This window comes from Pseudomonas sp. GW821-FHT01E05, from assembly GCF_059422425.1.
In genome coordinates this window covers 104914-127016 of the sequence record NZ_JBWKWW010000005.1, presented here as the reverse complement: position 1 = coordinate 127016, position 22103 = coordinate 104914, and the positions used below count along the sequence as shown (strand labels likewise).

General features: G+C 57.8%; 20 protein-coding genes and 1 pseudogene. 19 read left to right on the top strand and 2 right to left on the bottom strand.

The window, feature by feature from the left end; all coding sequences use genetic code 11:
- The first annotated feature begins 3 nt into the window (after positions 1-3).
- From ydiJ to AC07W5_RS12335, 16 genes and pseudogenes are all read left to right on the top strand, one after another.
- Positions 4-3048, top strand: coding sequence for a D-2-hydroxyglutarate dehydrogenase YdiJ (gene ydiJ, locus AC07W5_RS12410; RefSeq protein WP_495023484.1), 3045 nt, complete (start codon positions 4-6; stop codon positions 3046-3048).
- A gap of 679 nt (positions 3049-3727) precedes the next feature.
- Positions 3728-4603 carry a DNA/RNA non-specific endonuclease gene (locus tag AC07W5_RS12405; RefSeq protein WP_495023483.1) on the top strand — a complete coding sequence of 292 codons (876 nt, stop codon included), beginning with the start codon at positions 3728-3730 and terminating at the stop codon, positions 4601-4603.
- A gap of 155 nt (positions 4604-4758) precedes the next feature.
- A pseudogene (locus tag AC07W5_RS12400) lies at positions 4759-4947 on the top strand (IS110 family transposase); the annotation flags it as partial.
- A 170-nt stretch (positions 4948-5117) separates the two neighbouring features.
- Complete coding sequence (locus tag AC07W5_RS12395) at positions 5118-6002, top strand: LysR family transcriptional regulator (RefSeq protein ID WP_494993118.1); 885 nt, start codon at positions 5118-5120, stop codon at positions 6000-6002.
- Positions 6003-6194: 192 nt separating this feature from the next.
- Entirely contained in the window at positions 6195-7184 is a 990-nt protein-coding gene (locus AC07W5_RS12390; RefSeq protein WP_495023482.1) for a quinone oxidoreductase family protein, read from the top strand.
- A gap of 103 nt (positions 7185-7287) precedes the next feature.
- Entirely contained in the window at positions 7288-7770 is a 483-nt protein-coding gene (locus AC07W5_RS12385) for a nuclear transport factor 2 family protein (RefSeq protein ID WP_495023481.1), read from the top strand.
- A 232-nt stretch (positions 7771-8002) separates the two neighbouring features.
- Positions 8003-8317, top strand: a complete 315-nt coding sequence (locus AC07W5_RS12380) for a TetR/AcrR family transcriptional regulator C-terminal domain-containing protein (RefSeq protein ID WP_495023480.1) — start codon at positions 8003-8005, stop codon at positions 8315-8317.
- Positions 8298-8429: a hypothetical protein gene (locus AC07W5_RS12375; RefSeq protein WP_495023632.1), complete on the top strand. Its 132-nt coding sequence runs from the start codon at positions 8298-8300 to the stop codon at positions 8427-8429. The genes AC07W5_RS12380 and AC07W5_RS12375 overlap by 20 nt, the downstream gene beginning before the upstream one ends.
- Before the next feature lie 237 nt (positions 8430-8666).
- The gene (locus AC07W5_RS12370; RefSeq protein ID WP_494993115.1) at positions 8667-9008 is read left to right on the top strand and encodes a hypothetical protein; all 342 of its coding nucleotides are present in this window, start codon (positions 8667-8669) and stop codon (positions 9006-9008) included.
- A 99-nt stretch (positions 9009-9107) separates the two neighbouring features.
- Positions 9108-10364 (top strand): TolC family protein, encoded by a 1257-nt coding sequence (locus AC07W5_RS12365; RefSeq protein WP_494993114.1) that lies wholly within the window; start codon positions 9108-9110, stop codon positions 10362-10364.
- Positions 10361-11845, top strand: a complete 1485-nt coding sequence (locus tag AC07W5_RS12360) for an efflux RND transporter periplasmic adaptor subunit (RefSeq protein ID WP_495023479.1) — start codon at positions 10361-10363, stop codon at positions 11843-11845. Before AC07W5_RS12365 ends, AC07W5_RS12360 begins: the two co-directional genes overlap by 4 nt.
- Complete coding sequence (locus AC07W5_RS12355; RefSeq protein WP_495023478.1) at positions 11842-15000, top strand: efflux RND transporter permease subunit; 3159 nt, start codon at positions 11842-11844, stop codon at positions 14998-15000. The genes AC07W5_RS12360 and AC07W5_RS12355 overlap by 4 nt, the downstream gene beginning before the upstream one ends.
- The gene (locus tag AC07W5_RS12350) at positions 14997-15134 is read left to right on the top strand and encodes a hypothetical protein (protein WP_494993111.1); all 138 of its coding nucleotides are present in this window, start codon (positions 14997-14999) and stop codon (positions 15132-15134) included. The genes AC07W5_RS12355 and AC07W5_RS12350 overlap by 4 nt, the downstream gene beginning before the upstream one ends.
- Positions 15135-15389: 255 nt before the next feature.
- Positions 15390-15695, top strand: coding sequence for a panthothenate synthetase (locus AC07W5_RS12345; protein WP_494993110.1), 306 nt, complete (start codon positions 15390-15392; stop codon positions 15693-15695).
- A 541-nt stretch (positions 15696-16236) separates the two neighbouring features.
- A complete protein-coding gene (locus AC07W5_RS12340; protein WP_495023477.1) occupies positions 16237-16635 on the top strand; it encodes a DUF6124 family protein in 399 nt (132 codons plus the stop codon).
- Between the two features lie 35 nt (positions 16636-16670).
- The gene (locus AC07W5_RS12335) at positions 16671-16946 is read left to right on the top strand and encodes a hypothetical protein (protein WP_495023476.1); all 276 of its coding nucleotides are present in this window, start codon (positions 16671-16673) and stop codon (positions 16944-16946) included.
- Positions 16947-17225: 279 nt separating this feature from the next.
- Here AC07W5_RS12335 and AC07W5_RS12330 read toward each other — a convergent pair whose 3' ends face one another.
- Both AC07W5_RS12330 and AC07W5_RS12325 read right to left on the bottom strand, forming a co-directional pair.
- Positions 17226-17993, bottom strand: a complete 768-nt coding sequence (locus AC07W5_RS12330) for an anti-sigma factor family protein (RefSeq protein WP_495023475.1) — start codon at positions 17991-17993, stop codon at positions 17226-17228.
- Entirely contained in the window at positions 17986-18498 is a 513-nt protein-coding gene (locus AC07W5_RS12325; protein WP_495023474.1) for a sigma-70 family RNA polymerase sigma factor, read from the bottom strand. The genes AC07W5_RS12330 and AC07W5_RS12325 overlap by 8 nt, the downstream gene beginning before the upstream one ends.
- Positions 18499-18649: 151 nt before the next feature.
- Here AC07W5_RS12325 and AC07W5_RS12320 point away from each other — a divergent pair, with 151 nt between their 5' ends.
- The 3 genes from AC07W5_RS12320 (at position 18650) to fabV (ending at position 21450) form a co-directional block, all read left to right on the top strand.
- On the top strand, positions 18650-19621 hold the full coding sequence (locus AC07W5_RS12320; RefSeq protein ID WP_494993105.1) for a metallophosphoesterase family protein: 972 nt from the start codon (positions 18650-18652) through the stop codon (positions 19619-19621).
- A 13-nt stretch (positions 19622-19634) separates the two neighbouring features.
- On the top strand, positions 19635-19955 hold the full coding sequence (locus AC07W5_RS12315; protein ID WP_494993104.1) for a cupredoxin domain-containing protein: 321 nt from the start codon (positions 19635-19637) through the stop codon (positions 19953-19955).
- Positions 19956-20253: 298 nt separating this feature from the next.
- Positions 20254-21450 carry an enoyl-ACP reductase FabV gene (gene fabV, locus AC07W5_RS12310; protein ID WP_495023473.1) on the top strand — a complete coding sequence of 399 codons (1197 nt, stop codon included), beginning with the start codon at positions 20254-20256 and terminating at the stop codon, positions 21448-21450.
- The last annotated feature ends 653 nt before the right edge of the window (positions 21451-22103 follow it).

Here is a 22103-nt window from a genome sequence, read left to right as displayed (position 1 = left end):
GCCATGATCGCCCCGCTGCAACCAGCTCAGGCCCAGAACGACTATCGGGACTTTCTCACAGCACTCAAGGGCTACGGTTTCAAGGGCGAAATCAGTGCGGACTATGCCAGTCGCATGGTACTGGCCACGGACAACTCGATTTATCAGCGATTGCCCCAAGCCGTGGTGTTTCCCAAAGATGCCGATGACGTGGTCCGTGTTGCCCGGCTGATCGCCGAGCCGCGTAATCGGCAGATCAAACTCACCGCCCGTGGCGGTGGCACGGGCACCAATGGCCAATCGCTGACTGACGGCATCGTGGTTGACCTTTCGCGGCACATGAACACGATCCTGGAGATCGATGTTCAGGGACGCTGGGTTCGCGTCCAGGCCGGGGTGGTCAAGGATCAGCTCAACGCTGCTCTCAAACCGTATGGGCTGTTTTTTGCCCCGGAGCTTTCCACCTCCAATCGCGCCACCATTGGCGGGATGATCAACACCGACGCCAGCGGTCAGGGCAGTTGTACCTACGGCAAGACCCGCGATCATGTGCTGGAGCTGGACAGCATTCTTCTAGGGGGTGAGCGCTTGCGCACGCATCCGATGACGCAAGAGGACTTGCAGCGCCACTGTTCACGCCAGGATCGCGTGGGAGAGGTTTACCGCGTGGCTCGGGACATCAGTGTGCAAAAGGCCGAACTGATTAAGGCAGTGTTCCCCAAACTCAATCGGTGTTTGACGGGCTATGACCTGGCTCATTTGCGCGAGCCTGACGGCCGCTTCAACCTCAACAGTGTCCTGTGCGGCGCCGAAGGCTCGTTAGGATTTGTGGTCGAGGCGCGGCTCAATGTGCTGCCTGTCCCGAAGTACTCGGTGCTGGTCAATGTGCGTTACGCCAGTTTCATGCAGGCGCTGCGCGATGCTCGTGCCTTGCTCGCACTCAAGCCTTTGTCCATCGAAACGGTCGACTCCAGGGTGTTGATGCTGGCGATGAAGGACATCGTCTGGCACAACGTAGCTGAGTACTTTCCCGAGAGTCCCGGGCGCCCGACCCTGGGAATCAACCTGGTGGAGTTCAGCGGTGACAGCGTTGAGGATGTGGAGAATCGTGTTGCGGGCTTCGTCGAGCATATGCGCGCCGACAAGAGTGTCGAACGCTTGGGGCATACGCTGGCGGCGGGACGTGAAGCCGTCACGCGGGTATACACCATGCGCAAGCGCGCGGTGGGTTTGCTTGGCAATGTGCAAGGTGAAGTGCGACCACAACCGTTCGTGGAAGATACGGCGGTGCCGCCGGAACACTTGGCCGACTATATCGCTGAGTTCCGTGCGCTGCTGGACGGTTATGGGTTGCAATACGGGATGTTCGGTCATGTCGACGCAGGGGTCCTGCATGTACGCCCGGCTCTGGACATGAAGGATCCGGTCCAGGCTGCGCTGGTACGACCGATATCCGATGGTGTAGCGAAACTGACTCAACGTTACGGCGGCTTGCTCTGGGGCGAGCATGGCAAGGGTGTTCGATCCGAGTATGCGCCGGCGTTTTTCGGCGAGTTGTATCCCTCGTTACAGGCCTTGAAATCGGCGTTCGATCCTCACAATCAGCTTAACCCCGGCAAGATTGCTACGCCGCTGGATAGCACAGAGTCGTTGCTGCGCATCGACGAAGTCACGTTACGCGGTGAGCTGGATCGGCAGATTGATGAGCGCGTGTGGCAGAGCTACGGCACCGCGGTGCATTGCAATGGCAACGGTGCCTGTTACAACTACGACCCGGACGACGCCATGTGTCCGTCATGGAAGGCGACCCGTCAGCGCGAGCATTCGCCCAAGGGGCGCGCATCGTTGATCCGCGAGTGGTTGCGCCTGCAGGGCGCCGCTGGGGTGGACTTGCTATCGCCCCAGCTGCGTCGGCCCAACTTCTTTACCCGGTTGCCACAGCGCTGGCGCAACAGTCGCGCGCAGCGCCGGGGAACCTCGGATTTTTCCCACGAAGTCTACGAGGCCATGGCCGGTTGTCTGGCGTGCAAGTCCTGTGCGGGGCAATGCCCCGTCAAGGTCAATGTGCCGGAGTTCCGCTCGCGGTTTCTCGAGCTATATCACGGGCGCTATCTTCGGCCGCTGCGTGATTACCTGATCGGTTCGCTCGAGTTCACCATTCCTTATTTTGCGCGGGTTCCCGGGCTCTATAACGCTCTGATGCAGGCTTCGTTGGTCCGCAGCTGGTTGGCTCACTCCATCGGCATGGTCGACAGTCCCTTGATCAGTCGTTTCGGTTTTCACCAGATGCTCACACGCTTTAATGTGCGACTGGCAACACCGGGGCGTTTGGCCGCCTTAAGCGCCGATCAGCGCCGTCTTAGCGTGGTGTTAGTGCAGGATGCTTTCACTCGCTATTTTGAAACACCTTTGCTGGCCAGCTTTATCGAGCTGGCATCCACCCTTGGCTACCAGGTGTTCCTCGCGCCTTTCAGCGCCAATGGCAAACCCTTGCATGTTCAGGGCTTTCTCGGGGCCTTCAACAAGGCTGCGTTGCGTAACGCCTCAACGCTGCGGGCCCTCAGCGAGTGTGGTGTGCAACTGGTGGGTCTGGATCCTGCAATGACGCTGGTTTACCGTCAGGAGTACCTGAAAGTCCCAGGCATGGGGCAATGCCCGGATGTAGCGTTACCACAGGAGTGGTTACTCGACGCGCTCAGTTCGAGAGACAAGCCCGCAATCCGGGGTAAGCCTTATCGATTGTTGGCGCATTGCACCGAGAAGACCAATGTGCCCGCCAGTAGTCAACAATGGGAGCAGGTTTTTCAGCGCGCCGGCCTGACGTTGATCACCGAGGCCAGCGGATGTTGCGGGATGTCCGGTACTTACGGCCATGAATCACGCAACCAGCAGACTTCACGGATGATCTTTGATCAATCATGGGCGCAACAGCTGGCTGTTCTGGGGGAAGGCGAACCGCTGGCTACCGGTTACTCGTGTCGCAGTCAGAGCAAGCGTCTGGCTGATCGAACCTTGAGGCACCCCCTTGAGGCGCTATTGGATGTGTATCGACGTGACAAATCCTCGTAAAGTTGATGAATCGATATAGATAAGCCTGGATCCTGACCCGCGCGGCCTTCCAGTAATCTCACTTCGCAGGTTATGAATCTCGTGATCTCATGCCGTTCGTCGTTGGCTGACGTGATTCGTTCAAGTGGCGTATTTGTGTTTGGTTCGGCATTGGGCCGTTTTCTGCCAATCGCCTCTTCGACATGCATTGGTCAAGTCGGACGCAATCGATGGTCAGCACTAATGCAATTGGCTAGTCAGCGCGAATGCAAACAGGTGGTCAGATGGGATGTAATAACGCAGTTAGCTGACCCGCTGCTTGCGATGATGGAGTGGCTGGCCAGGTTTGGTCGCGTCTGGAGGCGGAGGCGGGGGAACCTTGATTCAGTGTAGCGGTCAACAAACTCCGGATACGGCAATAGGTTGTTCTTCTGCCATTATCCATTCGCAGACGGTAGAAACCCGCTCATGCCATCATCAGCATCATTAAAGTTGAAACCCTGGCGCGGATTTTTAGAATGGTCGGGATCAACGTACAGCGCTTCGTGTTCGGGGCTGACCGAACCCGCATCGGTGGTGTGATCAAGGATATTGAAAACATGCTCGCCGCAGCATAACCAGAAACCGCTCCAACTAAAGCTCCGTGATACGGGGCTTTACCGTAAGTATCCCCCCTCAATCCAATTCAAAGATTTTAAGCATGAACCTACGCAAAATTGCAGTGGGGCTGTCGGCCCTTGTTTTGTTCTCGACGGGTGCGGCTGAAGCTCGCAACCTGCTGGACTTCATCAAACCGTCCAGCCAGCATGAGGAGCAAGGGTACCGCTCTGGCTCAATCAGCCAGAACGCGGCGATTGACCTCTATTCAAGTAAACAGAAACAGGCATCGTTTGATGGGTGTGCAGACCTGTTCCCGGCAGCCAGGCCGATCAACATGGCTAGCGTGCCTGCAACGATGAAGCCCTTGGCGCTGTGTTCCGACGACTTTGCGGTGCTGTACTCGCAAACCAGCAAGACTCCGCTGGTTGTGGTGGAGCGCCTCAATTCAGCCCAGCTACAGGATGCCAAGGGTGAGGAACGCACCAATCAGTTCTATCCGGACCCACGCATTCCCAAGAGCGGGCGGGCAGAGTTGAGCGATTACCGCGGCCAACATCCGGCAGTGGATCGTGGCCATCAGTCCCCGGCGGCAGATGCACCGAATCCGCATGCAATGGCCCAGACCTTTGCGCTTTCGAACATGGTGCCGCAAGACCCAACCAATAACCGGAAGATCTGGAGCAAGGTCGAGTCTGATGTCAGAAAGTTCGCGATGCGAGCCGATGGCGATGTCTATGTCTTTACCGGCCCGCTCTTTGACGCTGGCCATACCACTGTTGGTGACAACAAGGTCTGGGTACCTACCCGCCTGTTCAAGCTGGTCTACGACGTTTCGTCCAAGCGGGCCTGGGCCTATGTGCTACCGAACGCGGAAACCCGCATTGAGAAGCCGATGGACTATGAGACGTTCGTGAAGACCACGGGACTCAAGCTGCTGGAAAATCTACCGGTCTCCGGTTCAGTGGTTCGCTCTTGATCTTCGAGCGTCCACTTTCCTAACGGGAGTGTTGAGTCCCCATGCCCACATAAAACCCGGCACCGTCCGGGTTAAATGAGATGATCAGCCTGACTGAGAAGCCCTGCAGGTTTACGCTTGCAGGGCTTTTCTCGTTTTCGGACGGAGGATCTCCCATGAACGCGGTGACGTTTCTCGGTATCGACATCGGCAAACACAGTTTCCACCTGCATGGCCAGGACGCTAAAGGCCACCAGGTATTGCGCAAGAAAACCAGCCGCGGCCAATTGCTCTGCACATTGGCTCAATTACCGGCTTGCACGGTGGTGATAGAGTCTTGCGGCGGCGCCCGCAAGTTGGCGAGCCGCGATGAGTCTTTCTGATTCATCGTTTTTATCCCTGAATGAAGGTTCATCCACGGCGTGCATAGCCGAGAGTGGTCGCGTTCGCGATGCCACGTGTGATGAAATACTTTTCGACACCGACGAAACAGAGCGAACCGCTCCGGCCACCCATTATTCTGGATTCGCGAAATATGGACACGATCGACGCGCTGCGAATCTTTGTCAGTATCGATGAAGCCGGCAGTCTGAGTGGTGCAGCACGCCAATATTCGCTGGCAACCTCGACAGTCAGTGTTGCCTTGCAGCAGTTGGAGCAGAGCGCAGGGGTGCGGCTGATCACGAGGTCCACTCGGCGACTGAGCTTCACTCACGAGGGCCGACAATTCCTGTCTGAGGCAAGAAAGATATTGGCCGTGTGGGACTCCACACTTGAGGGCGTCAAAGAGGGGCCGTTGACAGGACTCATCCGCTTCACGACCACTCAGGATTTTGGCAGCGAAGTGGTTGCTCCCTTGATCGACAGGTTTTTGGAGTTGCATCCCGGCATTCGTTTCGACCTGCTATTGGCCGAAGGCGTGCTTGATCTGGTTCAGAACCATCTGGACTTTGCGCTACGTCACGGCCCATTGTCCGATTCTTCGCTCAGGGCTCGACTACTGGTTTCAGGACGTCGAGTGATTTCTGCGGCTCCGGCCTATTGGGCCGCTCATGGCAAACCGACTTGCCCTCAGGATTTGGCGCATCACAACTGCTTGGTGATCTCGTGGCCAGACCGCTCATTTTCAACCTGGTCATTTACCGAGGGCGGTAAACGGCTCAGGGTGAAGGTGTCGGGGAATCGGATGGCCAACAATGGCGGAGTGCTCCGACAGTGGGCCATCAAAGGCTACGGCATTGTCATTAGTCCGTTATGGACTATCCGCAAAGACCTGCAAGCCGGTGTGCTGTCGACTGCCCTGGAGGGGTTTCTTCCCGATGAGGCTAACCTGTATGCCGTTACCGCTGAAGGTGTGGCGAGTCGTCGGGTCACCGCGTTCCTCGACTTTCTCGCGCGGGAATTGGCAGGGTTTGCGTAGCCCGGCTCATTCCAGTCCGTGGATTCCATTTCCATTTACTCGGTACTTTTTCTCACCATCAAAACTGGTTTTATTTCTCGCAAATCGCGAAAGGTGATATCGATTTTCACCGGCTTATCGTCCCTCCAAAAACAGCTGAAACTGTACCTCTTTAAATCGGGTTAGCTCGTAACCCTACTGAGGAACATGATCATGCCAGTTACCGCCAAAGCCGCCGTTATCCACGGATACGGTGCTCCAGAAGCCCTGAAGTTTGAAGAGATCGAGATTGCCGATCCGGGCGACGATCAAGTACTGGTGCGCAACACCGTAATCGGCGTGAATTTCGTTGACGTCTACTTCCGTCGTGGCACGCTGCCTGTACCGCAGTTCCCTATGATTGTCGGTGACGAGGCCGCTGGGATCGTCGAAGCCGTTGGCCGCAATGTCACCTCGGTCAAGGTCGGAGACCGAGTGATTTATGGCGATAGCCATGTCAACTTCGGCGCCTATGCCAGCAAAAAGCTGCACCTGGCCGATCGGGTGATGCTCATCCCCGAAGGCGTCACCGACGAGCAGGCTGCAGCCAGTTTTCTCAAGGGCCTGACCGCGCGTTATCTGGTGAAAGAAGTCGTGGCACTCAAGCCGGGCGATGCCATTCTTTACCACGCGGCCGCTGGCGGCGTTGGGCAGATCTTCGTGCAGTGGGCCAAGTCATTGGGGCTGCGCGTGTTCGGCACGGTGTCCACTGACAGCAAGGCTCAAGTCGCGCGCGATGCGGGTTGCGATGAGGTCATCAACTACACCAAGGAAGACTTCGTTGCCCGTGTTCTCGAGCTGACTGGCGGCGTAGGTGTGAACGCGGTATTCGATTCCGTGGGCAAGGACACCTTTCTCGGCTCACTGGCCGTACTCAAACCACGCGGTACGCTGGTGCAGTTTGGCAAGGCGTCTGGTTTCCCGGAACCGTTCGACCCTTTCTTGCTGATGCCAAAAGCACTGTACCTGACGTGGGCGATCCTGCCGCACTACACCTCGTCAGTGGAGGATTTCAAAATGGCTGCCGCCGACCTGCTGGGGGCCATTCAATCGGGCATCCTCAAAGTCGATCCGAGCCACGTCTATGCGTTCGAACAGGTCGTGCAAGCGCACCAGGATCTTGAAGAACGACGCACGACCGGTGCTGTGGTGATGCGCGTTTAGCCGATTACGGATCACCCGCCAGTAAAGATGTGCAAACGACGCGGCAGCGCCTACTCAATCATGAGGCTGGCGCTACACCTTGAGTTATCTCCCAGAGGCGCCCATGAACACCGAACTGAACCAACTGATTTCGCTGGAAGCCATCAGAAATCTACGAGTCCTCTACTGCCACCATCTGGACAGTGGCCGGATCGACTCGCTCACCAAGCTGTTCACCGAAGATGGCATTCTCCAAGTGGATCGAGGCTGCTGGAGAGGTCGTGAAGAGATCCACGCCGGCCTGTCCATAGCCTTCGCCGAGTACGACGTCGAACAGCGCGGCGCCTACCCGTTCGTTCACCTGGTTTCCAACCAGTGGGTTGAACTACTGGACGAAAACCACGCCGAGGGACGCTGTCACATGCAGTTCTTGGCGACCGAACGAGCCGTCGAGGTAAACCCACTGATACTCATGGGCATCTATGCCGACGAGTACCGCCGGGTCGATGGTCAATGGCTGATCAGCCGCACTCGCCTGGACGTCATCTGGCCAAAGCCCGACATCGCTGGTGGTGAACCGGGCAACGGCCTCGTGCTGCCGTCCTGACCCCTCCACGCTGTCTTTGTTATTTGGTGATTGACATGTCTGCACTCTTTTCACCCGTTCACACCTGAGCTAAAGAACCTCGAATAAGGTTGACTGAGGGAGGTTCTTGAAATAAATCCCCGGCACTGACTACTCCGCACAATCCGTACTCCGCGAGAGGGCCCAACGGGGGGGGCGTAACCAGGGTGTGATAGAAGAGTTGTTTGTAGAAGTCGTTCGATCAGTCGCCACAGTGCATTCATCAGAGGCGGTGGCGCAACTGTCCGCCCATGACCGGGATAACGTCACGCTCAAGCAGGCGCTGACGCGCTTTGGCGAGCGCATGTTATGGGTGTTGACCAACGAGAGCAGCGCACTGGCGGTTTACCGGATGGTCATGGCCGAGGCAGGGCGCTCCATCATCGGCATGCTGTTCTACGAGGCCGGGCCAAGCGATTGTAATGCGGTATTGTCGAGCTGGATGCGCGACGCCATGGCCCGTGGTGAGCTACGCCAGTCTGCCCCTGAGGTAAAAAGCAGCGCAGTTCCTGGCGCTGCTGACGGCTGAGGTACAAGTACGGCTTTATCAACCCGCCTCGCAGCCTCTGGAGATCGAGCAGATCAGGGAATGGGTCAATCGAGCGGTAGAGATGTTCCTGCTGGGTGCCGCTACTCATTGACCGCCGCATGTTCGCGTTTTGCGTGGCGCTTTGAACCCTAAGCCAGGTTCCGCCGAAACCAGTCCAGCGTCCTGCTCCACACAAAACAAGCCTCCATCGCTATGAACTTCTACTTCGTACTGATAATGCTGGCTTAATTCAGGTTCGGTGTTATCGCCCGGGTCAGGGGCTTGCGGCAGGCTGCTGATGACACGTGTCCAATTGTAAGAGCCATTCTCAACGACTACACTCCAGCCCATGAAACGCTACCTGCGGTTTTGCCTCATATTCCTGATTAGCCTGGCGCTTCCCCTCAGCGGGATGGCGGGCGTTCAGGCACCGACAGAACCTTGCCCAATGAAGACGATGGGCATGGCGATGATGGACGATATGGGGATGGACTGCTGTCACGACATGAAAAGCCCCACCGATCACGGCAAGCCCTGCAAGCCAGGCCAGGAGTGCAAGACTGGCGGCATGTTGCAAGTCTCGATCATCAAGCCCCCGGTCACATTAACCAGCCCTGTCGTACTTTCCTTCTCCAGCGATTTCCTGCCAGTGCAAACCCCTTCAGGGGTATGGCGACCGCCCCGCGCTTGATTCCTGTACCTCACTGAGCCTCATTCCGCTTTAGCGGGATGGCATATCTGTGCGCATCTCTCATGACGCGCGCAGTGGATCATCACAGGAATCGTGAACATGAACTCCAAGTGCTATTGCACAGGTTGGTCCCTCGTGGCCGGCCTGGCGGCAAGCGTACTGGCATTGCCGAGCCTCGCAGCCCCACTGACACTCGATGAAGCATTGCGGCTGGCCGAAAACAATGCGCCGTCGCTGACGGCCCAAGCCGCCAAACTGCAAGCTGCCAGCAGTGCTGCCATTCCAGCTGGCGAACTGCCTGACCCGAAGTTAAAGCTCGGCGTGCAGAACTATCCCATTGGCGGCCCCGACCGCTGGAGCATTGACCAGGACTCCATGACCATGCAGATGGTTGGGGTCATGCAGGAAGTGCCCAACCGCGACAAACGCAAAGCACGTATTGAAGTGGCCGATGCGGCCGTTGACCGAGCTGCGGCCGAAGGTCGAGTCGAGCGTCTGAATGTCCGACAGGCCACGGCATTGGCCTGGATCAGCAGCTATTCCGTCGAGCGTAAAGAGGCGCTGTTCCAGGACTTTTACAAAGAAAATCGTCTGTTGACCGATACCGTTCGGGCACAGATTGCCGGTGGTCGGGCTCAGCCTGCGGATGCGGTCACGCCGAAACAGGAGGCTGCGCAGTTAGCGGATCAACAGGACGACCTGATCCGTATGCGTGCGCAAGCTCGAGCTGCACTCAAACGCTGGATTGGCCCGGCGGCCAACGACCCGCCAACCGGCAGTTTGCCGCAATGGCCCGTCGAGACCACAGGCTACTCCCATAAGCTGCAACATCACCCCGCACTGGCGGCCTTCGAACCGATGACCCGCGAGGCGCAAGCCAAAGTCCGTGAAGCCGAGGCGGAAAAACAATCCGACTGGAGTTGGGAACTCGATTACCAACACCGTGACCGTCAGTTCGGGGACATGGTCAGCGTGCAGTTCTCGTTCGACCTGCCACTGTTTCCCGGCTCCCGACAAAATCCCAAAATCGCCGCCAAACACGCTGAATTGAATCAATTGGAGGCTGAGCGTGAAGCCATGGTGCGTGAGCATACCCAACAACTGGAGGAGGATCTGGCCGAATACGAACGCCTGAATCGTGCCGTGCGCCGCAGTCAGGAAAGTCTGGTGCCTTTGGCCAAGGAAAAGGTAGGGCTGACCATGGCCAGCTACCGCGCCGGTAAAGGTGATCTGGCGCCGGTCATTGCTGCCCGACGTGAACTCATAGAGGCCCGCCTCAAACAGATCGATGTCGAAGAACAGCGAGCCCTGACCAACGCACGTTTGTATTTCAATTACGAGGAAACCAGCCAATGAGCGCTCGAATCTGGAAAGGGGCTTTGTTGACTGGCTTGTCGATGGCCCTGGGTGTTGCCGGCGGTTACTGGTTTGCTCAGCAGCGCATGAGCACAATGCCCGGGGCAGCAGCCGAACAAGGTTCCACAATGCAAGGCGAACGCAAGGTGCTGTATTGGTACGACCCGATGTACCCGCAGCAGAAGTTCGACAAACCGGGCAAGTCGCCCTTCATGGATATGCAGCTGGTGCCGCAATACGCCGACGCGGCAACAAACAGCGCGGCTATTAGCATTGACCCCAGTCTGACCCAGAACCTCGGCCTGCGTCTGGCCACAGTCACTCGTGGAGCCCTCGCTTCCAGCCTGGATGTTGTCGGCGTGCTGACGTTCAACGAGCGGGATGTCGCCGTGATCCAGGCGCGCACTGCCGGTTTTGTCGAGCGGGTTTATGCCCGTGCTCCCGGCGATGTGCTCAAAGCCAATGCACCATTGGCGGATATCCTGGTACCGGAATGGGCCGCAGCCCAGGAGGAATTCCTCGCACTTAAACGTAATGGCGATGCCGACTTGATGGCAGCGGCCCGCCAACGGCTGCGCCTGACGGGGATGCCGGCAGCGCTGATTACCCAGGTAGAACGCAGTGGCAAGATTCAGCCGAACCTGACCCTCACCAACCCCATCAGTGGTGTGCTGCAAGAGTTGGATGTCCGTACGGGCATGACCGTGTCGGCCGGCGAGACGCTGGCTCGCGTCAATGGCTTGAGCAGTGTCTGGCTAGCGGTGGCCGTTCCAGAGTCGGAGACTGGATCGATCGTCGTCGGCCAGACGGTAGAAGCACGCCTTCCAGCCTTCCCGGGGACAGTACTCAACGGCACCGTCAGTGCGATTCTGCCCGAAACGAATATGGACAGCCGCACCGTTCGCGTACGCGTCGAACTGCCCAACCCTGATGGGCGTCTCAGACCCGGATTATCGGCGCAGGTGCGCCTGAACCAGAAGACCGGGCAAAGTGTGTTATGGGTGCCGAGCGAAGCGGTCATCCGCACTGGCCGGCGCACGCTGGTAATGCTCACCGAAGACGCGGGTCGCTACCGTCCGGTGGAGGTGCAACTCGGGCAGGAAAACGACGGTAAGACGGCGGTATTGAAAGGCTTGCAAGAAGGTCAACAGGTGGTCAGCTCAGGTCAGTTCCTGCTCGACTCCGAGGCCAGCCTCAAGGGCATCGTCGCAAGCGCGCTGGAAATGCCAGCACTTCCAGGCACCGCCTCCGCCCTTCATGAGTCGCAGGGACAAGTCCTGCAGATCAATAGCAAAGATGTGACGCTTGCCCACGGTCCCTTCAAAACATTGGGCATGCCTGGCATGACCATGACTTTCCCATTGGCGGCCCCTGCGCTCATGCAGGGACTCAAGGCGGGCGACAAGGTTCGTATCTCCGTCAGTCAAACCGATGATGGTTTGCGCGTTGAGCGTCTGGAAAAACTAGGGGACCAGCCATGATCGCGTCCCTGATTCGCTGGTCAGTGGCCAACCGATTCCTGGTATTGCTGGCCACACTGTTCGTCACCGGCTGGGGCGTCTGGTCGGTGCAGAGCACGCCCATCGACGCGCTGCCAGACCTCTCTGATGTGCAGGTGATCATCCGCACGCCGTATCCAGGTCAAGCGCCGCAAATCGTCGAGAACCAGGTGACCTATCCGTTGGCGACCACCATGCTGTCGGTGCCTGGCGCCAAGACCGTGCGCGGTTATTCTTTCTTCGGCGACAGTTTCGTGTACGTGCTGTTCGAAAACGGTACCGATATGTATTGGGCTCGCTCGCGGGTGTTGGAATACCTGAGCCAGATACAAAGCCGCCTGCCCGCGGGCGCCAAACCGGCCTTGGGGCCGGATGCCACCGGGGTGGGCTGGATCTATCAGTACGCCCTGGTGGATCGCACCGGTGGGCATGATCTGGCGCAATTGCGTGCTCTTCAGGACTGGTTTCTCAAGTTTGAACTCAAGACTCTGCCCAATGTGGCGGAAGTGGCCACCGTGGGCGGGATGGTCAAGCAGTACCAGGTGCAGCTCGACCCACTCAAACTCGCCAGCCTGGGTATCACTCAGGCGCAGGTGACCGAGGCGATTGGCAAGGCCAATCAGGAAACCGGTGGTGCGGTGCTGGAGATGGCAGAGACCGAGTTCATGGTGCGCGCTTCCGGTTACCTGAAGACCCTGAATGACTTTCGCGCGATTCCACTCAGGCTCGGTGCGGGTGGCGTGCCGGTCACCCTGGGAGATGTGGCCACGATCCAACTGGGGCCGGAGATGCGTCGTGGCATCAGCGAACTCGACGGTGAGGGTGAAAGCGTCGGCGGCGTGGTGATTCTGCGCAGCGGCAAAAACGCCCGTGAGACCATCGCAGCAGTCAAAACCAAGCTCGACGAGTTGAAGAAAAGCCTGCCGGCCGGAGTGGAAATCGTCACCACCTACGATCGCAGCAAGCTGATCGACCGTGCCGTGGAAAACCTCAGCCACAAGCTGCTCGAAGAGTTCATCGTCGTCGCCCTGGTCTGCGGGATATTTCTTTGGCATCTGCGCTCCTCCCTGGTGGCCATTATCTCGCTACCGGTCGGGGTGCTGATGGCCTTCATCGTCATGCGCTACCAGGGAATCAACGCCAACATCATGTCCTTGGGCGGGATTGCCATTGCCATCGGTGCCATGGTCGACGCCGCGGTGGTGATGATCGAGAACGCTCACAAGAAGATCGAGGCCTGGCACGCAGCCCATCCAGGGGAGGAGCTCAAGGGTGAACATCACTGGCACGTGATGACCGAAGCCGCAGCCGAGGTAGGTCCGGCACTGTTCTTCTGCCTGTTGATCATCACCCTGTCGTTCATCCCGGTGTTCACTCTGGAGGCGCAAGAGGGCCGGCTGTTCGGCCCGCTGGCGTTCACCAAGACCTATGCCATGGCGGCGGCGGCCGGACTGTCGGTGACCCTGGTGCCGGTATTGATGGGTTACTGGATTCGTGGGCGGATTCCCAATGAGGAACAGAATCCGCTGAACCGTTGGTTGATCAGGCTCTACCAGCCAGCCTTGGACGCGGTGCTGCGTCGGCCAAAAATCACCATGCTGGTCGCACTGCTGGTGTTTCTCAGCGCGGTATGGCCGATGTCACAGTTGGGTGGTGAATTTCTTCCCCCACTGGATGAAGGGGACCTGCTCTATATGCCATCAGCTTTGCCAGGTTTATCGGCGCAGAAGGCCGCGCAACTTCTGCAACAGACCGACCGGCTGATCAAGACCGTGCCAGAGGTCGAACATGTCTTTGGTAAAGCCGGCCGCGCTGAAACTGCTACTGACCCGGCACCACTGGAGATGTTCGAAACCACCATTCAGTTCAAACCGCACGAGCAATGGCGACCCGGCCTGACCCAGGAGAAGTTGGTGGAGGAACTGGATCGGGTGGTCCGTGTACCAGGACTGACCAATATCTGGATCCCGCCGATCCGCAATCGCATCGACATGCTTGCCACTGGCATCAAGAGCCCGATCGGGGTGAAAATTGCCGGTAGCAACCTGACAGAGATCGATGCCGCCACTCAGGCCGTCGAGCGTGTAGCCAAGGACGTGCCTGGGGTCAGTTCGGCCCTGGCCGAGCGCCTGACCGGTGGCCGCTATATCGACGTCGATATCGACCGCAAGGCCGCTGCTCGCTATGGGTTGAATATCACCGATGTGCAGTCGATCGTCGCCGGTGCTATCGGCGGTGAAAACATCGGGGAGACCATTGAAGGGCTCGCCCGCTTCCCAATCAATGTGCGATATCCGCGTGAGTGGCGTGATTCGCTCGGCGCCCTGGAGCAATTACCGATCTACACCCCACCAGGGAGTCAGATCACCCTCGGCATGGTGGCGAAGGTCAAGGTCAGTGACGGTCCGCCGATGCTCAAGAGCGAGAACGCCCGGCCTTCCGGGTGGGTGTATATCGACGTGCGTGGCCGGGATATTGCCTCGGTGGTCGCCGACCTGCGCCGGGTCGTCAGTGAGCAGGTCAAGTTGCAGCCAGGCATGAGTTTGAGCTACTCGGGGCAGTTCGAATTTCTCGAACGGGCCAACGCCCGGCTCAAACTGGTGGTACCGGCCACGTTGCTGATCATCTTCGTGCTGCTCTACCTGACCTTCGCCCGTTTCGATGAGGCCTTGCTGATCATGGCCACGCTGCCATTCGCTCTCACCGGTGGCGCATGGTTTCTGTATCTGTTGGGGTACAACTTGTCGGTGGCCACCGGGGTCGGCTTTATCGCGCTGGCCGGCGTATCGGCCGAATTCGGCGTGATCATGCTGCTCTACCTGAAGAACGCCTGGGCCGAGCGCGAAGACACCGGTGACAGCACCGAGCGCGGGCTGGTCGCCGCGATTCGTGAAGGTGCAGTGCAGCGGGTTCGGCCCAAGGCCATGACCGTGGCGGTGATCATCGCTGGTCTGTTGCCGATTCTCTTGGGCAGCGGCACCGGTAGCGAAGTGATGAGTCGCATCGCAGCGCCCATGGTCGGCGGCATGGTCACCGCCCCCTTGTTGTCCCTGTTTGTCATTCCGGCAGCCTACCGCTTGATGCGCCGCCGGCACCTCTGCGTTGTACCCACCAACCCTCAAGGAAAAGTCGTATGAAACTGGCCCTGATCGCCGTTGCAAGCACTGTTGTTGTACTGTCTCTTTCTGCCCAGGCAGGGGACAAAGTAGCGTTTGAATTTCGTGCTGAGGGCATGGCGGCCACCATCGTGTCGATCAAGCCCCTGAAGTAACAATGGCATGGGTGGCTGGTTCGACCTTCACAAACTGATACCGCTTTCCACTTGGAGTTCCCCGCGTTATGAGTGCATTCGAGGCAATGCCACTCTGGTGGACCCCATGACCGCTCGTAACCCTGCATAAGCGTTAGCTCACGCTTCGCTACGCTTAAGGATACGGACCGCCAGGGCTGTTGAAGGCTTGGGCGGCATGGGAGCCAGAGGCAAAGTTCTGGCTACAGGGCAGCAAGCTGGAAGGAGGATTGAATTATGAAGATGCTACTGACGGTCGAGTTCCCTCATGAACCCTTCAATTCCCTCGTCAGATCCGCAAAGGTGGGCGAGATTATTGAGCGTATCCTGGACAGCATCAAACCGGAGGCGGTGTACTTTACTGAGAACGACGGAATGCGTGGCGGGATCCTTGTGATCGACGTGCAAAATTCATCCGACATTCCCGCTTTTGCGGAACCCTTTTTTCTCAACTTCAATGCCAACTGCAAGTTCCGCCTCACGATGAGCCCGCAGGATCTGAAAAAGGCTGGTCTGGAGGAGCTCGGAAAGAAATGGGGGTGATGAAAACCTCGAGATCTTGATAAGACCTCAAGCCCCGATAGGTGGGCTCGTAGCTACTTGCGTTTAATCCCTCAGCACAATCTGAGTGTGATCAGGCTGCAGACAGGCCTGGCCCTGAGTATCTGGCTTACGAGTACATTGGCATCAACGGGGCTTGGCTTTGGGGGCGATTGCTTTTATTGAGGGCGGGGTAAATCGCAGTCCGTCCTGTCGTCTCTGCACACAAGCTTCGGATATTTCCTGCAATCCGTACCGTCTCAGGCCGACTTGTATGTCATGAACTGCGGAAGTAAATTCCATCCGTCGCTGCAAAATCAGCGACCGGGTTTAGCAGCTCGGTTAATATCAAGGCACGCAGGTGCCGCTATTCGATCAGTTGGCACTTTTTTGTGTCCGCTGTTCTGTGTTATGGCGGCTGTGCGGGGGGCACCTTCGGGTGCGCCGGGTTCCTTGATTCCTGGTCTGCTAACCCGCGTACAGTCGCCACCCTTTTCGTTTAGCAGCGATGTCTGGTGACTCCACCAATCAAGGAGTTGCACTCATGAAAAAGATCACCCCCGATCCCCCCGAAAACCCAAGCCTTTCAGCTGACGCTTCCCTCGATTCCGCCAAACTCCGCGAAGCCGCCGAGCGCGCTCTCGATTTCCATCCGGCGTCGCCCCTCGATAAAACGAAGCTCAACACGAGTCCGAGCACTATCTTCGTCATAGCTCCCCACGTCGACACGGAGACCCTATTGGTCCACGCTTCCGAAACGTTAGCCTCCCTCAGTGCGATGACCACTGACCTGGCCTTCGAGCTCGAAGGCTCACGCCGCAACAAGGCACTGGCGATTCAGCAACTGATCGTTCTGGGCGAGTTATTGGTGAACAGAGCGCTGGATAACCTCGACACGTCCGATTCGACGGCGTCTGCGGTCACTCCGGTATCCGGCCACTAAGTGGTCACGTTCTTTCATCAAATGGAGTTTTCCCCATGGACAGATACATGCCTGTCACCGGCATCGACAACGATTTCCACTCGCTGCTGATCGACACCGAAGCCCCCCTCGACGTGCTGCACGATACCGCCGCTTACCGCATCAGCGCCGTGACCCAATTGCTGGAGAACCTCGCCATGCGCGAGGAGGTCGGCAGCGACACCGTCATCCTGCATGACTTCGCACGGGTGTTGGCTATCCCGTTGCGCGACGGCTGTGATTTGCTGGACGTCATCGGGCGACGTTTGCAGGCGCAGGTTCTGGCCTCGTAATGAAGATGGGCGACCTCACGGGTCGCCCATTTCTCGTTATGAGAAGAGATGACAGACCACCCTCAAGCCCAATGCCGGTCAGTTAAGGAATTTCAGGTTCAGCACTGTCCCCCGTAGCAGCTGCCGAAGGCTGCGTCCGGCGGCGAAGCCGTCGCAAATCCTGCTTCCACGATTTGTCTGGAATACCGCAGTGACTGTTTTACGACTGCTGCGCAGCCGGACGCAGGCTTCGCCAGCTGCTACGGTTCGCGTAATGTCTTAACTGACTGGCATTGACCCTCAAGCCCCTTTTTCAACCAGCTGGCTAAAGGCTTCGAGCTCACTTTTTTCGAGGTCGGATACGACGATAAAGCGCATGTGATTCTGTTGCCAGGCGACGATGTTATAGCCGCGGATGGACAGACTCTGTCGGGGTTTATCCGTTTCGGTGGTTGGCAGGATGAACACGTTGATGATGTGTTTTGCGTGGCCATAGGACAGGGCCGCGGTGGTCTGGTGTTGCAGGTAGTCCAGTCGCCCGCCGAGCAGCGGGTAGCCTTGTGCCGAGTAGTCATACACCGGCGGTGAGAAGTCGAGCTTGCCGGTAAACCATGGCTTGACAGTGTGTCTGTCGGAGGAGGCCACATCATTCAGGTGCTCGGCCATCAGCGACCGAACATGGCTGGACACCGCCTCATCCATCCAGGGTTGCTCGCTTGAAGGGGTTGCCACATACAGCACCAGTGCCATGGCCAGCGCTATGGCTGAAAAAACAGGTGCGAGCCACCTCCGCGATGCGTTTCGCAATACTTCCCAAACGCTCCTGGCCGAAGAGGTCTGTGATTGAATGTTGGCGAATACACTGTGAGTCAGGGAGTCAGGCGCAACGTAATACGGCGCCTGTGCCTTCACGCTGGCGATCAGTAATTTCGTTTGGTCATGCAGGCGCTGGCAATCGGCGCAACTCGATAGGTGTTCGGCAACATTCGCTGCCGTTGCAGTATCCAGTTCATTGTCCAGGTAGCCATGAATCAATTCGTGGCAGTGGGTGCAGTTCAGGTCATTCATGGTTTTGCAACTTCAATAGTTCCAGCTTGAGCATCGCGCGCGCCCGGGCCAGTCTCGACATGACGGTTCCTAAAGGTATGTCGACCACCTTTGCTATGTCCTTGTAGGGCATGCCTTCCAACTCCTTCAGGACGATCACCTCACGAAAAGCCGGGGCCAGGGCTCGCAGCGCTTGCTGAACCAGCGCGGCATCCTCGGCATACATGGCAAACAGCTCCGGGGTCTGGGTGTGGCCCAACGCGAGATCGTCTGCTGATATCTCATCGCCTATGGCGACCCATCGATTGCCGGCCGATGCCTTGAGCCAGTTATAACTCTCGTTGCGCACGATCGTCAGGAACCAGGCTTTGGCATTTCCGTCTGCGTAGCGATGCATAAATTTAAATGCCCTGAATGCACTTTCCTGCACGACATCCTGGGCCGCGCTCTCATTGCCGGTGAGCCAGCGCGCGAGGTTATAAGCCGCATCCATATGCGGGGCAAACAGCTCCTCAAATCGCTTCATAGTGGCTCCAGCCCCTTCCAACCCCTATAACGGGGATACGTCCTGTTTTATTCCCGAAATAAAACGTATTTTTGCCTGGAATAAAACTCCACCCCGGTCGGTTTTACATCGTGTCAGCTCATCAATGTAATCCGCTACCGAGGGAGTTCCCATGGACATTCACTCAACAACACACGATAAGCGCACCGACGGCCCGCTGGACCCTGACCGCAGAAACCTGCTCCTGTGCTCGGCATGGGCCGGAGCCGGCGTCATATGGGCGCTGAGCGGCGGTATTCCACGGGCTTTTGCGCTGGATGACACCGGTAAGTTATCGGACCCGACAGCACTGGCCAGCAATTTCCACTTCGTGCAAATCAGCGACTCGCACATCGGCTTCAACAAGGAGGCCAACCCTGATACGCGCAAGACATTGCAGGTGGCCATCGATAAGGTCATAGCGCTGCCTAAAAAACCGTCACTCATTCTCCACACAGGTGACATCACCCACCTCTCCAAACCGGAAGAGTTCGATACCGCCGCGCAGCTCCTCAAAGGTCTGCCATCAACCGTGCACTATGTGCCGGGCGAGCACGACACCCTCGATGAAGGCGGCGGAAAACTCTATCTGGAGCGTTACGGCAAAGGCACGAAAGGCAATGGCTGGTACAGCTTCGACGATCATGGCGTGCATTTCATTGCGCTGGTGAATGTCTTCAACTGGCAGGCGGGCCACGAGGCCACCCTCGGTGCCGACCAACTCACGTGGCTGGCCGATGATTTGCGCGCAGTGTCTACGAGCACGCCTGTCGTCGTCTTCACTCATATTCCCTTGTGGACGATCTATCAGCCGTGGGGCTGGGGTACGGAGGACGGCGATCAGGCCATCGCCATGCTTCGCAACTATGGCTCGGTGACGATCTTGAACGGCCACATCCATCAGGTCATCCAAAAGGTCGAGGGCAATATCACCTTTCACACCGCGCGCGGCACCGCCTACCCGCAACCGGCTCCTGGAGCCGCGCCTGCACCGGGTCCGATGACGGTGGCCGCCGATCAACTGCGCAACTTCCTGGGGATTACCGACGTCAAGGCGACACAAGGTGATCACCCACTGGCGCTGATCGACTCAACACTCACTTAAGGGAGGCGCTCACATGAAAAAGCTCTTGCAGGTGCTGACCCTGGGCTGTCTGTTGGTCTCGATACCCGTTTGGGCACAAGATGTAAAAATCGACATCAAAGAGTTCATGTATGGACCCAAGGATCTGACGATAGCCGTTGGCACAAAAGTGACATGGGTCAACGACGATCAAGTACCGCACACGGTCGTGGAAACCAATAAGGTGTTTCGCTCGGGCGCGCTCGACACCAATGACAGCTTTTCCTATGTGTTCAATACGCCTGGGGCGTTTGAGTATTTTTGTGCTCTGCATCCACAAATGATTGGAAAGATTACCGTCAGTGCTACTCAATAAAAGGGAGTTTTTTGCGCTGCGACGTAGACGATCGTTCGGGTTGTCACCTCGCTATTCGCCCTGATCCCGGGTGGTACTCCAGCATCTGTCGCTGGCTACCACCCTTTTTTGTGTGGTTCGACCTTTAATCCGGGGGGAGGGGGGCAGATCTATTGAATTGCTGGCGGATATCACGGGGGCGGTGTGAAATTCAGGGCGGCTCGGTGACGCTTCAGGTTTGCGGGCGTCTATGACTTGGACGGCTGACAGAACTACAGTCAATGTCGGTTCTCGGCATATTGGAAGAGGGGGATCTTTTATGATTATCAAACCGCGCGTTCGTGGCTTTATTTGCGTGACGACCCACCCAGTTGGCTGCGAAGCCAACGTCAAGCAGCAGATCGACTATGTCACCGACAAAGGACCGATCAGCGCAGGGCCAAAGAACGTACTGGTGATCGGTGCATCGACCGGATACGGGCTTGCTGCACGGATTACTGCGGCTTTTGGTTGCGGCGCCAATACGCTGGGTGTGTTTTTCGAACGTGAGAGTGTCGACGGCAAACTCGGCACGCCCGGCTGGTACAACACCGCTGCCTTTCACAAGTTTGCCGAGTCGGATGGTCTCTACGCGAAGAGCATCAACGGTGACGCTTTCTCTGACGAGATCAAACAAAAGACCATCGAAATCATCAAGCGGGATCTCGGCAAGGTCGACCTGGTTGTCTATAGCCTCGCTGCGCCGAGACGGACCCACCCTAAAACCGGCGAGGTTTTCAGCTCGACACTCAAACCTCTCGACAAGCCGGTCAGCCTGCGAGGCCTTGATACCGACAAGGAGGTTGTCAAAGACACCACCCTGCAGCCGGCCACACAAAGCGAGATCGACGGCACAGTGGCCGTGATGGGCGGGGAAGACTGGCAGATGTGGATGGACGCCTTGCACGAGGCGGGTGTCCTGTCCGAGGGTGCCAAAACGACTGCGTTCACCTATCTGGGCGAAAAACTGACCCATGACATCTACTGGAATGGTTCCATTGGCGCGGCCAAGAAAGACCTGGATCAGAAGGTTCTCGGTATTCGCGAGCGGTTGGCTGACCTGGGAGGCGATGCGCGGGTTTCAGTGTTGAAAGCGGTCGTCACTCAGGCCAGCTCCGCCATCCCGATCATGCCGCTGTACCTGTCCCTGTTGTTCAAGGTCATGAAGGAGCAGGGCACCCACGAGGGTTGCATCGAGCAGGTCCACGGGCTCTACAAAGACAGCCTTTACGGCCAGTCTCCTTGCATGGATCCAGAGGGCCGTCTGCGCGCCGATTACAAGGAGCTGGCTCCTGAAGTCCAGGATCGCGTCAAGCAGCTCTGGGATCAGGTCACCAACGATAATCTATACGAGCTCACCGACTTTGCCGGCTACAAGGCGGAGTTCTTGCGTCTCTTCGGATTCGAGATCGACGGGGTGGACTATGAGGCTGACGTTGATCCGGACGTGAAGATTTCCAACCTGATTCAAGGTTAGGTCGCGCGTGTGGAAAGCTGGCGACGCGGTAAAATGCGTTTAAGTTCATGTCAGGTTTCCCGCATTCTGTAGGGAGCGAGGCTTGCCCGCGATGGCGGCCTGACAGCCGGCCTGTCTCTTGCTGGTGTACATATCCGTTCCTGCGGTAATGGCTGCTGGCGGTTTCGCTCTTACAGCGGTCTTGTACGGTCTCTGTAGGAGCGAGGCTTGCCCGCGATGGCGGCCTGACAGCCGGCCTGTCTCTTGCTGGTGTACATATCCGTTCCTGCGGTAACGGCTGCTGGCGGTTTCGCTCTTACAGCGCCTCACTTTTCCAGACGCCGAAAAGTAAGCAAAAGGCTTCGCCCCGGCGTACGGCACCTCGCTGGGGCTCGGCGTTCCCTCGCTACGGTGCCCATCAGGGGGCATCGCCTCCGGTCGGCTTCGCTTCGACCTCCTCTCGATGTGTTCGGCTTCGCCGAACGGCGCTACGCGCCTACCCCCTGATGGACACCTACGCTCGGCCTGCCGAAGGGGCGGGTAGATCAAGATCAAGATCAAAGCCAAAGCCAAAGCCAAAGCATTCTGCAGAGCCCATCTACATCGTGTACATCCACAAGAAACTGGTCGGCTGTCAGGCCGCCTTCGCGAGCAAGCGAACGTCGCCTGGCCCC